The following is a 13,205-nucleotide window of genomic DNA, read 5'->3' on the forward strand; positions in this document are numbered from 1 at the left end:
TAAAAATATAACTAACGACCGTTAGTTAGGAGGAATGTTATGAGTGCCGCCGATATTAAGCAATCCGCCCTTGCCCACTTTGCCAAAAACGGTTACGAAGGGGCATCGCTAAAACATATTGCAGACGACTGCGGGATCAAAAAACCGTCGATTTACGCCCATTTTTCGAGCAAGAACGATTTGTTTCTGCAGGTGCTTCAGGACGTATTCCAGCGTCAAGAGGAGTCGATGGTGGCCTATTTTCTAAACCATGCCGATTGGCCGCTGGAGCAGCAGCTGCACGGATTTCTTGAAAGCCGTCTCCAAGCCTATCGTCTGGATGATGAAGTACGGTTCTTCATGCGAATGGCCTTCTTTCCGCCAAGTACGCTGTATGACGAAGTGATGGCGATGGTGTATCCGCTGCTGGATCAACAGGAGCAGAACTTGTCGAGACTGCTTGCCGCGGGCTGTCCGGAGCATGGACGTATCATCCGTCATCCGCGCAATGCGGCGATTGCCTTTATGACCTTGGTGGATGGAATCCATCTGGAAACCGTGTACGGCGGGGAGGAACGGGCCATGAGACGTCTTGCCGCGGCTTGGCCTGTGTATTGGTTAGGGGTAACAAACAAAAATACAAACCACAAGTGTTAAATCTCGGTGAAGTGACGCATCATAAGCAGGAAGTTCAAGTCGACAAGAATTTGTAAGTGTAAGTTTACTGTTGTTTTTTTTCATAAGAGGAGTGAACAATCATAATGAATCGCAACTGGATTTTTGTGCTGCTTGGTGGATTGGTCGAAATCATATGGGTTATGGGTTTGAAGCATTCCTCTAACATCTGGGAATGGATTGGAACCATAGCCGCCATTGCAGTCAGCTTCTATCTTATTATCGAGGCAGCCAAACGGCTGCCGGTCGGAACGGTGTATGCCGTATTCACGGGAATCGGCACAGCCGGAACGGTCGCTTCCGAAATGCTGTTCTTCGGAGAACCGTTTAAACTGCTCAAGGTGCTTCTGATCTGCGTGCTGCTGGCAGGCGTGATCGGCCTGAAGCTGGTTACGGCGGATCATGCGGAACCGGAGGTGAGTAAGTAATGGCCTGGGTTGCTCTTGTATTTGCCGGATTATTCGAAATCGGCGGCGTCATCGGCATCAAAGGCGTGTCGGAGCGCAAGGGATGGCAATATGTACTGATTTTGGCCTTATCTTTTGCCGCCAGCTTCACCCTCCTCTCCTACGCCATGACCGTACTGCCTATGGGTACCGCTTATGCCATCTGGACGGGAATCGGGACGGTGGGAGGCGCCATTACCGGAATGCTCCTGTTCGGTGAACCGAAGGAATGGCGGCGCGTGCTCTTTATCGCCATGATCCTGTGCTCGGCCGTCGGCCTGAAATTGATCAGTTAGTTACTTTTGTAAAATTTCATAAGTTTTCAGAACCTAACGTAAAGGACGACCGTAGTAAAGTTGAAACGGTCGTTCTTTTTCATATATAATAATTCTTGACCTTATGGTCAATCCAAGAACCGCAAAGTTCTCAAGTGAGGTGAGCTATTGATTGGCTGATAAAACGGCAGAAAAACGACAGCAAATTCTCATCACTGCGATGCAGCTGTTTTCCGCGAAGGGCTCTTCGGTTACCTCCATGCAGGAAATCGCCGAAGTATGCGGGATGTCGAAAGGCAGCCTCTATCTTCATTTCAAGTCCAAAGAGGAACTGGAAAAGAGCATTTACGAGCATATCGCAAGCCGGATTAAAGATGAGATTCTCCGGGTCGACCACGATCCGCTTCTCGCGCCCAAGGAGCAGCTGCGCAAGCAGACGGAAGTGCTTCTGATCCATTTTCTGGAGATCCGGGAATTTCTCCTGAAGCAGTTCCATGATCAGATGCCGGGGAAACCGCCTTTTGACAAAGAAGACATGCAACAGGAAATGCTGGCTGCATTGCAGTGGTTTAACAATAAGCTGAAATCCATTTATGGGCCCGAAGTAGAGCCATACACATTGGAAATCGGCATGTTTATGGGCAGTATGCTGGGTTCGTATATCCGCTTCCTGTTCATGCCCGGGTTCCATTTGAATGTGGGAATCACCGCTGATCACCAAATTCAGCTGCTCGATGATATTGTGGACAGTATTCTGCGCAGACGGCCCGAGCCCCTGATCCCGATGGAGGCGGTAGGGCAATTGGGCCAATTATGCCAAACCGACATTCGTACAACTCGTCACCCGCTCATCGTCATTAAGGCGATGAAGAATGAACTAAAGAAGATTCAGGTAGAGACGGATGTCCGGGAAGATGCGATGGAGTCGCTCAATATTATGGAGAAAGAACTGCTTGCCCTCCAGCCCAGCCGGGCCGTTCTGAAAGGAATGCTTGCTAACTTGGAGGGAATCGAGGAAATTGAAGCATTGTTTGCGGAGCTGAAGGGAACCATTGTTACCGTGCTCGAAAGCTATCTGACACCCGGTGGAATGATGCAGGGAAATTAGTCTAAGTTAGAGACATAGAGTTTTGGAGAGGAGAGAGAATCGCCTAATGAAAGGAATTATCAATTTCTCGCTTCGCAACAAGTTTGCGATCTGGCTGCTGACCATCATCGTCAGCTTCGGTGGGTTATACAGCGGACTGACGATGAAGCAGGAAACCATTCCGGATATTAACGTCCCGTTCTTAAGTGTCACCGCGATCTATCCGGGCGCAGCCCCTGAAGGTGTTGTGGAGGATGTCACCAAACCGCTCGAAACGAGACTCCGCAATATTGACGGCGTCAAAACCGTAACCTCCACATCCATGGAGAATGCAGCCAACGTCATGGTTGAGTTTGATTATGGTAGTGATCTGGACAACGCTACAGCCGCTGTTCGTGAAGCCATAAACGAGGTAAAGCTGCCCGATGACGCTCAGAAACCTACCATATCCAAATTCAGCATGAGCTCCATGCCGGTTGTCTCCCTAAGTATTGCGAACAAAGACAACATGGCATTGGATGAATTAACACGCATCACAGAGAACGATATCGTTCCGGAGCTGGAGGATTTGGACGGCGTTGCTTCCATCCAGGTAGCTGGCCAATTCGTGAACGAGGTACAGCTTAAGTTTAATCAGGACAAACTGAACGAGCTTGGCTTGACGGAGGATACCGTCAAAGGTATTGTGCAGGGTTCCGCGCTGTACGTTCCGCTCGGCATGTTCGAAATGGACAAATCCCAGAAGGCCGTTGCTATTGATGGCGGCATTATCGGCATTGACGATCTGAAAAATATCGCTATTCCGGTTATTCCGGGCGGCGGCGGTGCAGATGCAGCTGCCGGAGCCGGCACTCCGAATGCCGGGGCAGGTCAACAACCATCGCAGCCTTCCGGTGATGCAGCTGCCGGAGCCGGCGCTCCGAATGCCGGGGCAGGCCAACAAGGTGCTCCTGGAACCGGTGCTGCTGCAGGCGGACCAAGCGGTGCTCCTGCCGTTCCAACCGGCATTCCAACCGTAAAACTCAGCGAGATTGCCAAAATTGAAGTTATTGGAACCTCGGAATCCATCTCCCGCACCAACGGGAAGGAATCAATCGGTATCCAAATCGTGAAAGCAAACGATGCCAATACGGTTGACGTTGTCAATCAGGTGAAAGACAAGGCAGAAGAATTGAGAGGCCTCTATCCTGGCATGGATCTGACGATCATGCTGGACCAAGGCAAGCCAATTGAAGACTCTGTTCATACGATGCTTTCCAAGGCATTATTCGGCGCATTGTTCGCCGTTCTGATCATAATGGTATTCCTGCGCAACATCCGTTCGACGATTATATCGATTATTTCGATCCCATTGTCCTTGCTGATTGCGGTGCTCTGTCTGAGACAAATGGATATCACCCTGAATATGATGTCGCTCGGTGCCATGACCGTTGCCATCGGCCGGGTTGTCGATGACTCGATCGTCGTTATCGAGAATATCTACCGGCGCATGTCCCTCTCGACCGAGAAATTAACGGGCCGGGAGCTCATCAGCGCCGCTACACGTGAAATGTTTGTGCCGATCATGTCCTCCACTATCGTAACCATCGCGGTATTCCTGCCGCTTACCCTGGTCAGCGGTATGGTCGGAGAGCTGTTCATGCCATTTGCATTGACGATGGTCTTCGCACTGCTCGCTTCCCTGGTCGTAGCGATCACGCTCGTGCCCGCTATGGCGCACAGCCTGTTCCGCAAAGGCTTGAAGAACAAACATGATCATGCGGAGAAACCGGGCGCAATGGCCCGCGGGTATCGTTCCATTCTGAAATGGACGCTGAATCACAAAGCCATTACATTCCTGGCAGCCATCGCGTTATTAGTAGGAAGCTTGTTCCTGACGAAGTACCTTGGCGTTAGCTTCATTCCGGAACAGGAAGACAAATATGCCATGGTGACTTATTCTCCTGAACCTGGCGTCATGCTGGAGGATGTGGAGGAACGCGCATTAAAAGCGGAGAAATTGATCCTGGATCAACCTGGAGTCGAAACGATGCAGTACTCCATCGGTGGAAGCAATCCGCTTGGTATGGGATCAGCGAATTCCGGATTGTTCTATATTATGTATGACCCGGACACGAAAAACTTCGAAGATGTCAAAAAAGCCCTTGTCGAAGATCTTGCCAAGGAAGTACCGGACGGTACTTGGTCCAATATGGACATGGCAGCCGGCGGCTTTGGCGGCGGCCAGTTAACGGTTAACGTCTTTGGCGATTCTCTGGAGCAGATCAAGCCGGTAGCTGATCAAATTGCAGAGCTTGCCAACAAGGATACAGCCACTTTCGAGAATGCAGAAACCAGCTTGTCCGAAGCGTTCGAGCAGTATACGCTGGTTGCTGACCAAGAGAAGCTGAGCTCCCTTGGCCTGACCGCAGGACAATTGGCAATGAAGCTGTCTCCCGTACGGGAACGTCCGGTCTTGACCGAAGTCAAAATTGAGGACAAGACTTACAATGTTTACATTGAAACGGACAGCAAAACCTATAAGAGCATCAAAGAAATCGAGAACGAAACCGTCACCTCTCCACTCGGTATCGAAGTGCCGATCAAGGACGTGGCCAAGGTGGAAAAAGGAACGACTCCTGACTCTATTATGCGCATCGACGGGAAAATGGTTGTGACCGTCACAGCCGATATCCTGTCCAGCGATGTTGGGTCGGCCTCCACCAACCTGGAGACTGAAATGAACAAGCTTGAGCTTCCAGACGGCGTATCCGTCCAGTTCGGAGGCGTTACCGAGCAAATCAACGAAACCTTCGGACAGCTTGGACTCGCCATGCTGGCAGCCATTGCGATTGTATACTTTGTGCTTGTGGTTACATTCGGTGGCGGTCTCGCACCGTTCGCCATCCTGTTCTCGCTGCCGTTCATTGTCATCGGAGCCATTATCGGTTTGCTTGTTACAGGCGAGACACTGAACGTGTCTGCACTCATGGGCGTACTCATGCTGATCGGTATCGTCGTGACCAATGCGATTGTATTGATCGACCGCGTGATCCATATGGAACGCGAAGGCATGAGCACCCGCGAAGCCCTGCTTGAAGCCGGCGCTACCCGTCTTCGTCCAATTCTTATGACGGCACTCGCAACGATCGGCGCTCTCCTGCCACTCGTATTCGGTTGGGAGAACAGCGCAGGCATCATTTCGAAAGGACTCGGCATCACGGTTATCGGCGGTCTGATCAGCTCGACGCTGCTCACACTCGTGGTGGTACCTATCGTGTACGAGTTCCTGATGAAGTTCAGCAAAAAAAGAATCGAAGATTAATTAGAACATCAAAGCCCCGGCTTCCTACATTAGGAGGCTGGGGCTTTTTTTTGGATGACTATGATATTGTCCTGGCTCGTTAATGTACCAGCACAGCTTCCCTGGAATGCTTCCACGTCTTCAACATGTTCAGATCCTGTGCGAGGAACTCCTCGAGCAGACTGAATACCGACTGATAAAGCGGGCTTTCCGTGGAGCCTTTTAGATCCTTGCAGAGGGATGGCACCCATGACAACAGATGCTCCTCCAGAAACTTCTCTTGAACCTCCATCAATTGCAGCATGCTATGTTCACAATACGTATTGTTCAGCATACGGTCATGAAGCAGTGTCATAAATTCCAGTTCAATGGCTATATGATCGTCCGCTTCCCCGTGCAGTTTATTAAAGGCAACACCGACGGATGCATAACAATCGGCTAAATCCTGAGCGCATCCATCCTTCGTGTAATGAGACTTTGCCGCCTGACGCTGTTTGGACTGCTGAAGCAATCGGCGGTATTCCGCCCCTTCGTATTCGCAAATCCGAACCAATTCCTCAGGTGAGCGTCCACATAAATAGGTCAGCAGGTCCGTACCGGCCTTCGAACACTCCGCAGCCTTGCTAATTCCGCTTCCGCGGCTCCATTCCGCAATCATAGACAAGCTGGGCCAATTGCCCAAAAAATCGATGAGCAGCTCGTAGACCGTACCCCGGTTTTCAAGCCATCTGTGACAGACGTCAGGCACCTCCAAAGTTTGAACAGGTGATATCGCCATATCGAACCTCCTATTGGTAACCTTTCTTGTTGGATGTGATATCCTTGACAGTATATCTTAGATGAACGTCTAATGAAAGCAGTTTGAAATGATTTCCGAAAATTTCGGAAAAATCAGGAAACTTTCGGAAATCTAGAATGTCACTACTCGCTTTCAAGGGGAGAAAGCTTTTGTCCACAGCTTCAATATACTGGATCCCGAAAGCGTTTTCTGTGATACTTCTCACAAATCCTTGAACTTATCCACGCAGCTTGTCCGGCTGACATGACCCTTACAATGCATTGACTCCCGTTCGGGGAATGGCTACAATGTGACCATGCATGCTATAAAGGGGGATTTCCATGATCGAACCGCTTAAAGATTCTTTCGGTCGGGTCCATGATTATATTCGTATCTCGGTGACAGATCGATGCAATCTTCGATGTGTCTATTGTATGCCGGAAGAAGGGATGGAATTCCAACCTCCCGATCAGATTATGAGTTATGAAGAGATCGCAGCGATCATGCGCGTCCTTGCCCCGATGGGCGTCTCCAAAGTACGCCTTACCGGCGGCGAGCCGCTGGTACGCAAGGACCTGGAATCCTTGGTCCATATGATTGCTTCCATTGAAGGAATTCAAGATATATCCCTGACTACCAACGGGATCATGCTCCCCTCCAAAGCTCGCCTGCTTAAGGAAGCCGGACTTACCCGAATCAACATCAGTCTGGATTCGCTTCATGAGGATCGCTACGCGCGCATTACGCGCGGCGGTCAAGTGCGTAAAGTGCTGGAAGGCATTGAAGCCGCTTATGAAGCCGGCCTGGATCCCATCAAACTAAACATGGTGTTAATGAAGGGCTTCAACGAAGACGAAATTCGCGACTTTATCGCGCTGACGCTCGATCGTCCCCTACATGTCCGCTTTATTGAATACATGCCGATCGGGCAAGCGTCCGATGCCTGGCGAGATTCGTATCTGCCGCTCAGCCGGGTATCTGAAGTGTGCCAGGAGGCGGGTTGGACCATTCAGGAAGAGCAGGGGCCATCCGGCAACGGACCTTCACGAAATATGAAGGTGGTTGGAGCTACAGGAACCTTCGGTCTGATCCATCCGGTCAGCGATCATTTCTGCGATTCCTGCAACCGCCTCAGGCTGACGGCTGACGGCCACATCAAGGCTTGCCTGTACTGGTCCGACGAATTTAACGTGCGCCGCGTCGTCGATGATCCTTCCGCGGTGGCAAACCTGTTCCGCAAAGCGCTGGGTTCCAAACCGTTGAATCATGAAATGGCGCTCGCGCTCGAGAAAAAAATGCAAAGCCATACCCCAACCGTCCGGCGTATGTCACAGATCGGCGGGTAAACCGTCGGCTGTGCGTATAATAGCCGAAGGCAGTCATATGGTTGTAATTAAAATCCCCGCCAAGCATTTAGCTGGCGGGGTTATTTTTTAAAATAAATACCGTTTCGTCGTGCTTTTGCACACCTTTATTCAGCTATAGAAATCTACTATCTATCCTCAGGCAAGTCGGCATTCATCAGGCCGGCTGCTGCCTCGTATTCCCCAGGCGTGTTCATATTAAATAAAATTTTGCGCGGATCAAGGCCCGTAATTGCCTCTAATTGCTCCTCGTGCACGAAGACGGCATTCAGCTCCTGCACCCACTCCACCATGCGAAGTTGTCCCTTGATCAGCCTGCGTTCAAGGCCTTCTACGATTTCTTTGCGATATACCGCCAGCAGCGGATGCACCCTGCCTTCTACAACAGGAATTACAGCATCGGCTGTGAGCTGCTGATTCGCCAGATTCAGCAATCCCCGAAGGAAACGCTCATGGATATGGGGCATGTCGCACGCAGCGACCATATTCCATGTGCTTTGGGATGACTTGAGCGCGGCATGAAGTCCCGCCATCGGGCCTTGCCCGACATAAAGGTCGGGAGCGCATTCCAACCCGAGAAATTGATAAGATTCGGGGGTATTGGTGGATAGGATGACGCGGCCGCTAACCTCGTCAAGCGCCTGGACCGTTCGCTCGATCAAACTCATTCCCTGCATGGGCAGGAGCGCCTTGTTTCTTCCCATTCTCCGGGAGGCTCCACCTGCAAGTACGATACCCGTCACCTGATCTGGCGAAAGGCCGACATCTACGGGTTGACAGCTCATATGTTCTACCAGCCTTTCTTACACGTTGTAAAAAACTCGATTCAGTTTATAGGTTAATAACCAGAATAATGGAAAATCATTTAAAAGATGGTTTGTATCCCTTTTCAATGCGTGATACATTGAAAGGGAAAGCGGCTTTTTTTCGATGCCGCGATTGTGGATTGTATTCGGTTTGAAAGGAATGACCTACTTGCGGAATATGGACAACGCCCAACCTTCGCTGATATCGCTCAAGCTGTTCAACTTCTTCATTTACGGAACCATGGTCATCTTCACCGGTTTCTTCCAGTTATATTTGCAAGACATCGGCATGAGCAAAATTGAAATCGGCAGCCTGATGGCGATCGCGCCATTTGTGTCCATCTTCGCCAATCCGTTCTGGGGATTCTGGGGTGATCGGGCGGCAAACATCAAGCGGGTGCTGCTGATCATGATGACCGGTACGCTGCTGCTGGTTCAGCTTGTATTTCAGGCGAATACCTATGCAATGATATACATGACAATGATTTTCTTTTATTTCTTCCAGACTCCGATGTTCTCGCAGACAAATTCGCTGATTCTAACCTATATTGAGGGGACGCAGCAAAAATTCGGCTCGTTCCGGCTATGGGGCTCGCTTGGATGGGCACTGACGGCCATCGCTGCAGGGCCTGTCATCGACCGGCTCGGGTCGGGGCGCATCGCCATCGTGTTCTCGATTATGCTGCTAGTGGCGGCCGTGTTCATGTTTACGCTGCCATCCATCCAGAAGACGACAGCATCGGCATCGGTCAGCCTTAGAGGACTCAGCAGACTGTTCCTGAACTCCTATTTTGTCTGTTTTATCCTGTTAGGCATTATGGTATCCATCCCGAACACAGCCAATAACACTTTTATGTCCCTTTACATCCTGGAGCTTGGCGGTACCAAGCAGATGGTGGGCCTTGCGATCTTCTTCTCGTCGATATTTGAAGTGGTGATCTTCATTCTGTTTGACCGCTTCCTGAAACGGAAAATCAATGTCCTGGTCGGCTGCCTGACGATTGTCAGCCTGCTCTTCGCCCTCCGCTGGCTGCTGATGGCGGAAGCCAACAGCGCGCTGGAGGTGGCCTTCATCCAGCTCCTGCACTGCGTAACCTTCGGCGGCTATTTCTATGTCGGCGTGCAGCTGACGATGCTGTTTGTACCGACGCCGTATCGCGCTTCCGGACAAGCGATCTATACCTTAAGCTGGAGCGGCATATCCGGCGTCATCGGCGGTCTCGCCGGCGGCTGGATGTTCCAGAACTTCGGGGCGCAGATCATGTACCGCACCGGCACGATGCTTGCCATTGTGGGTGCCATCGGTTTTGGCTGGATGTGGTACAACCTTCGCAAGCACGGGTATCAGCCGCTGCATCCGGACGATCTCGATAGCGACGAGCTGGAGGAGTACGCTGCGAGTTAGATCGTGGTCCTGTACGCAAGCCATCAACGAGATGGTACCATCGTAAATATAACAAGACTCGAATGAATCCTGTAACGGAATCTTCGAGTCTTGTTTACGTTATAGAGCACAGGAGTCTTCTTCAACGCGCCTATGCCGTTATTTTGATTTAGTTCTTCGGAAGCTGGAATGAGCTCTTCAGTGAGACCACGCGGTTAAATACCGGACGGCCTGGCTGCGAATACTTCGAGTCGACGTTGAAATATCCATGCCGGAAGAACTGGAACTTGTCCTGCGGCGCAGCATCCTTCATATTCGGTTCCACGAATCCCTGCACGATTTGCAGCGAGTTCGGGTTGATGTCGTCCAGGAGGGACTTCTCGGCAGTTGCTTCTTCCGCTTCGCCTGCAACCTCCTGCACCAATTCGGCTTCTTCCTCTTCGTCCTTGAACAGCGGTTCGAACAGGCGGAATTCAGCAGGTACGGCCTGTGTGGCTTCCACCCAGTGAATCGTTCCCTTCACCTTGCGTCCGGTAAAGCCGCTGCCGCTCTTTGTCTTCGGATCATACGTGCAGTGGATCTCGACGACCTTGCCGTTCTCGTCTTTAATGACGTCATTACACTTGATAAAATACGCATGCTTCAAACGGACCTCGTTGCCGGGGAACAAGCGGAAATATTTGCTCGGAGGATCTTCCATGAAATCCTCCTGCTCAATATAAATCTCGCGCGAGAACGGAATCTGGCGAATCCCCATCTCCGGATTCTCCGTGTTGTTCTCGGCGTCCAGCCATTCGATCTGACCTTCAGGGTAATTCGTAATGACCACCTTCAGCGGGTCCAGCACAGCCATCGTACGCGGCGCCTTCAGCTTCAGATCCTCACGGATAAAGTGTTCCATCACTTGGCGGTCCACCGTGCCGTACGCCTTCGAAATTCCCGTCTCAAACACGAAGTTGCGAATGGCTTCAGGCGTATACCCCAAGCGGCGAAGTCCGGAGATCGTCGGCATGCGCGGATCATCCCAGCCGTCCACCACATTCTCGTCGACGAGCTGCTTCAGCTTGCGCTTGCTCGTAACCGTCTGCGCCACGTTCAGACGCCCGAATTCGTACTGATGCGGCGTGCTGTCCATCTCGCATTCCGCCACAACCCAATCATAGAATGGGCGCTGATCCTCAAACTCCAGGGAGCACAGGGAATGCGTAACCCCTTCAATGGCATCCTCCAGCGGATGGGCAAAAGCGTACATCGGATAAATGCACCACTTGTCGCCTGTATTATGATGATGCGCGTGAGAGATCCGGTAGATGACCGGATCCCGCAGATTAATATTGGGCGAAGCCATGTCGATCTTGGCCCGCAGCACGCGCTCGCCGTTGGCGAATTCCCCTTTGCGCATCCGCTCGAACAGATCCAGATTCTCTTCCACGCTGCGATCCCGGTATGGACTATTATGCCCTGGCTCGGTCAGGGTTCCGCGCGTTTCGCGGATTTGGTCAGCGGATTGGTCATCCACATAAGCTTTCCCTTTCTTAATCAGCAGCACGGCACGATTGTACATCTCTTCAAAATAATCGGACGCGTACCGCAGCTCTTCCCAATCGAATCCGAGCCACTTCACGTCCTCCTTAATGGAGTTAACATACTCAATGTCTTCCTTCACCGGGTTCGTATCATCGAACCGCAAGTGCGTCCGTCCGCCGAATTCATCGGCCAGTGTGAAATTGATCCATATGGCCTTGGCATGTCCAATATGCAAGTAGCCGTTCGGCTCCGGCGGAAAGCGGGTAACGATTTCCTTGACTTTACCGGACTTCAGGTCTTCGGTAATAACATTTTTTATGAAATTGGAGGGGGTGCCCCGATGGTTCTCCACGTTGATCAACCTTTCGTCCTGTAATTTCTGTCTATCTCCTGTATAAACGTGTTTCCCTTAAATATACCTGTAATGCCGCGATTGTTCAAGGAATTCGGCACCTCCGTGCCGCAAGTTGCCAGCTTGCCATGAGGATTCGGCAAGCAGTCTGCTCCCAGCATCTTAACCCGCACACAGAAGATTCTCCCACAACCGAAAATGCTGGCGAAAATCGTTTTGACGGGGGCTGATCAATAGGGTAGCATGGAGAGAAAAACAGCTATGAAGGAGGCCTGCAATCATCTTATGAAACCTACCAAATTCCCTAAAGAACAACGCGAACAGCTGATTGGACTGGTTCAGGAATACTTTGAGACCGAGCGCGGCGAAACCCTCGGCCATCTAGCCGCAGAGGGTGTTCTTGATTTTTTCACGGAGACCTTAGGGCCTCATCTATACAATCAAGCGCTCAGCGACTGCAGAACGGTTGTCAGTCAGCGTATGATTTCCCTTGAAGAAGATATTTACGCATTGGAGCAAAAAGTGAAGCGGACTCGTTAAAGCTACATACACTTCACGAGTGAACAAAGGAGATACCTTATGTTTGGATACACATTAGATGACCATGTTGAATTGCGCCCGCTTGCCATAGAGCATGCACGGGCGATGTTCGAGATTACCGATCGTTCCCGGGACCGCCTGCGCAAGTGGCTTCCGTGGGTGGATGCCGTCACCGAAGTCAACGATACCGTCAATTATATCAAAGGCGCCATGAAGCAAGCGGCCGAGAACGGCGGCTTCTCGGCCGGCATCTGGGTCCGGGAGGAGTTGGCAGGCACCATCTCGTTTCATGAGATCGATTGGAACAACCGCTCGGTCAGTATCGGATACTGGCTGGATCAGCATTTCACGGGGCAAGGCCTGATGACAAGCGCATGCCGCGCGTTCACGGATCACGCGCTAATGCGCATGGGCCTGAACCGGGTGGAGATCCGCTGTGCAACGGCCAACCATCGCAGCCGGGCCATTCCGGAACGCCTGGGGTTTGTGCTGGAGGGAGTCATAAGGGAAGCCGAGAAGCTGCCCCAAGGCTATGTTAACCACGCGGTCTACGGCATGATTCAGAGCGAATGGAAGCGGATGAGGTAATCTCTATATCCGGAACAAAACCGGCTTGAATCCTACGATAAGGACGCAAGCCGGTTTTGTTGTCTGTATGTGTTCTAGAATATAGGCTGACCTTGGCTTAGAAGCCTGGCAAGAACCATCG

13 protein-coding genes are annotated in these 13,205 nt (G+C 51.3%); 9 read left to right on the forward strand and 4 right to left on the reverse strand.

Annotation, left to right across the window (positions count from 1 at the left end; genetic code table 11):
* Positions 1-39 precede the first annotated feature (39 nt).
* From AC0VZ8_RS31655 to AC0VZ8_RS31675, 5 genes are all read left to right on the forward strand, one after another.
* Positions 40-636 (forward strand): TetR/AcrR family transcriptional regulator, encoded by a 597-nt coding sequence (locus tag AC0VZ8_RS31655; protein WP_475485432.1) that lies wholly within the window; start codon positions 40-42, stop codon positions 634-636.
* 104 nt (positions 637-740) lie between these two features.
* On the forward strand, positions 741-1,082 hold the full coding sequence (locus AC0VZ8_RS31660; RefSeq protein ID WP_475485434.1) for a DMT family transporter: 342 nt from the start codon (positions 741-743) through the stop codon (positions 1,080-1,082).
* A complete protein-coding gene (locus AC0VZ8_RS31665) occupies positions 1,082-1,396 on the forward strand; it encodes a DMT family transporter (RefSeq protein WP_475485435.1) in 315 nt (104 codons plus the stop codon). Before AC0VZ8_RS31660 ends, AC0VZ8_RS31665 begins: the two co-directional genes overlap by 1 nt.
* A 151-nt stretch (positions 1,397-1,547) precedes the next feature.
* A complete protein-coding gene (locus AC0VZ8_RS31670) occupies positions 1,548-2,483 on the forward strand; it encodes a TetR/AcrR family transcriptional regulator (RefSeq protein ID WP_071218848.1) in 936 nt (311 codons plus the stop codon).
* Between the two features lie 46 nt (positions 2,484-2,529).
* The gene (locus tag AC0VZ8_RS31675; RefSeq protein WP_475485436.1) at positions 2,530-5,766 is read left to right on the forward strand and encodes an efflux RND transporter permease subunit; all 3,237 of its coding nucleotides are present in this window, start codon (positions 2,530-2,532) and stop codon (positions 5,764-5,766) included.
* Positions 5,767-5,845: 79 nt separating this feature from the next.
* On the opposite strand, the gene AC0VZ8_RS31680 is transcribed toward AC0VZ8_RS31675, so the two are convergent.
* On the reverse strand, positions 5,846-6,523 hold the full coding sequence (locus tag AC0VZ8_RS31680; RefSeq protein ID WP_475485437.1) for a TorD/DmsD family molecular chaperone: 678 nt from the start codon (positions 6,521-6,523) through the stop codon (positions 5,846-5,848).
* A gap of 341 nt (positions 6,524-6,864) precedes the next feature.
* Between AC0VZ8_RS31680 and moaA the strand changes: the two genes are divergently transcribed.
* Positions 6,865-7,869 carry a GTP 3',8-cyclase MoaA gene (gene moaA / locus AC0VZ8_RS31685; protein ID WP_216534412.1) on the forward strand — a complete coding sequence of 335 codons (1,005 nt, stop codon included), beginning with the start codon at positions 6,865-6,867 and terminating at the stop codon, positions 7,867-7,869.
* Between the two features lie 146 nt (positions 7,870-8,015).
* Here the strand turns inward: moaA and mobA are convergent, their stop codons facing one another.
* Positions 8,016-8,672, reverse strand: coding sequence for a molybdenum cofactor guanylyltransferase (gene mobA, locus AC0VZ8_RS31690; protein WP_475485438.1), 657 nt, complete (start codon positions 8,670-8,672; stop codon positions 8,016-8,018).
* Positions 8,673-8,817: 145 nt separating this feature from the next.
* On the opposite strand from mobA, the gene AC0VZ8_RS31695 reads away from it, so the two are divergent.
* Positions 8,818-10,098: an MFS transporter gene (locus AC0VZ8_RS31695; RefSeq protein ID WP_475485439.1), complete on the forward strand. Its 1,281-nt coding sequence runs from the start codon at positions 8,818-8,820 to the stop codon at positions 10,096-10,098.
* Between the two features lie 148 nt (positions 10,099-10,246).
* Here AC0VZ8_RS31695 and AC0VZ8_RS31700 read toward each other — a convergent pair whose 3' ends face one another.
* Together AC0VZ8_RS31700 and AC0VZ8_RS31705 are read right to left on the reverse strand one after the other, a co-directional pair.
* The gene (locus AC0VZ8_RS31700; RefSeq protein WP_475485440.1) at positions 10,247-11,965 is read right to left on the reverse strand and encodes a glutamine--tRNA ligase/YqeY domain fusion protein; all 1,719 of its coding nucleotides are present in this window, start codon (positions 11,963-11,965) and stop codon (positions 10,247-10,249) included.
* A complete protein-coding gene (locus AC0VZ8_RS31705) occupies positions 11,962-12,129 on the reverse strand; it encodes a hypothetical protein (protein ID WP_220687284.1) in 168 nt (55 codons plus the stop codon). Before AC0VZ8_RS31705 ends, AC0VZ8_RS31700 begins: the two co-directional genes overlap by 4 nt.
* Before the next feature lie 112 nt (positions 12,130-12,241).
* Here AC0VZ8_RS31705 and AC0VZ8_RS31710 point away from each other — a divergent pair, with 112 nt between their 5' ends.
* The gene (locus tag AC0VZ8_RS31710; RefSeq protein ID WP_071218900.1) at positions 12,242-12,496 is read left to right on the forward strand and encodes a DUF2164 domain-containing protein; all 255 of its coding nucleotides are present in this window, start codon (positions 12,242-12,244) and stop codon (positions 12,494-12,496) included.
* Positions 12,497-12,535: 39 nt separating this feature from the next.
* Positions 12,536-13,084, forward strand: coding sequence for a GNAT family N-acetyltransferase (locus AC0VZ8_RS31715; protein ID WP_113059576.1), 549 nt, complete (start codon positions 12,536-12,538; stop codon positions 13,082-13,084).
* The last annotated feature ends 121 nt before the right edge of the window (positions 13,085-13,205 follow it).

The sequence above is a fragment of the Paenibacillus sp. QJM3NY_38 genome, from assembly GCF_056173265.1.

What these genes read in the sequence shown, in the direction of transcription:
- AC0VZ8_RS31715 (WP_113059576.1), top strand. Translation starts at nt 12,536, where the DNA reads ATGTTTGGATACACATTAGATGACCATGTTGAATTGCGCCCGCTTGCC.
- AC0VZ8_RS31655 (WP_475485432.1), top strand. Translation starts at nt 40, where the DNA reads ATGAGTGCCGCCGATATTAAGCAATCCGCCCTTGCCCACTTTGCCAAA.
- AC0VZ8_RS31710 (WP_071218900.1), top strand. Translation starts at nt 12,242, where the DNA reads ATGAAACCTACCAAATTCCCTAAAGAACAACGCGAACAGCTGATTGGA.
- AC0VZ8_RS31660 (WP_475485434.1), top strand. Translation starts at nt 741, where the DNA reads ATGAATCGCAACTGGATTTTTGTGCTGCTTGGTGGATTGGTCGAAATC.
- mobA (WP_475485438.1), bottom strand. Translation starts at nt 8,672, where the DNA reads ATGAGCTGTCAACCCGTAGATGTCGGCCTTTCGCCAGATCAGGTGACG.
- moaA (WP_216534412.1), top strand. Translation starts at nt 6,865, where the DNA reads ATGATCGAACCGCTTAAAGATTCTTTCGGTCGGGTCCATGATTATATT.
- AC0VZ8_RS31680 (WP_475485437.1), bottom strand. Translation starts at nt 6,523, where the DNA reads ATGGCGATATCACCTGTTCAAACTTTGGAGGTGCCTGACGTCTGTCAC.
- AC0VZ8_RS31665 (WP_475485435.1), top strand. Translation starts at nt 1,082, where the DNA reads ATGGCCTGGGTTGCTCTTGTATTTGCCGGATTATTCGAAATCGGCGGC.
- AC0VZ8_RS31695 (WP_475485439.1), top strand. Translation starts at nt 8,818, where the DNA reads ATGCCGCGATTGTGGATTGTATTCGGTTTGAAAGGAATGACCTACTTG.
- AC0VZ8_RS31675 (WP_475485436.1), top strand. Translation starts at nt 2,530, where the DNA reads ATGAAAGGAATTATCAATTTCTCGCTTCGCAACAAGTTTGCGATCTGG.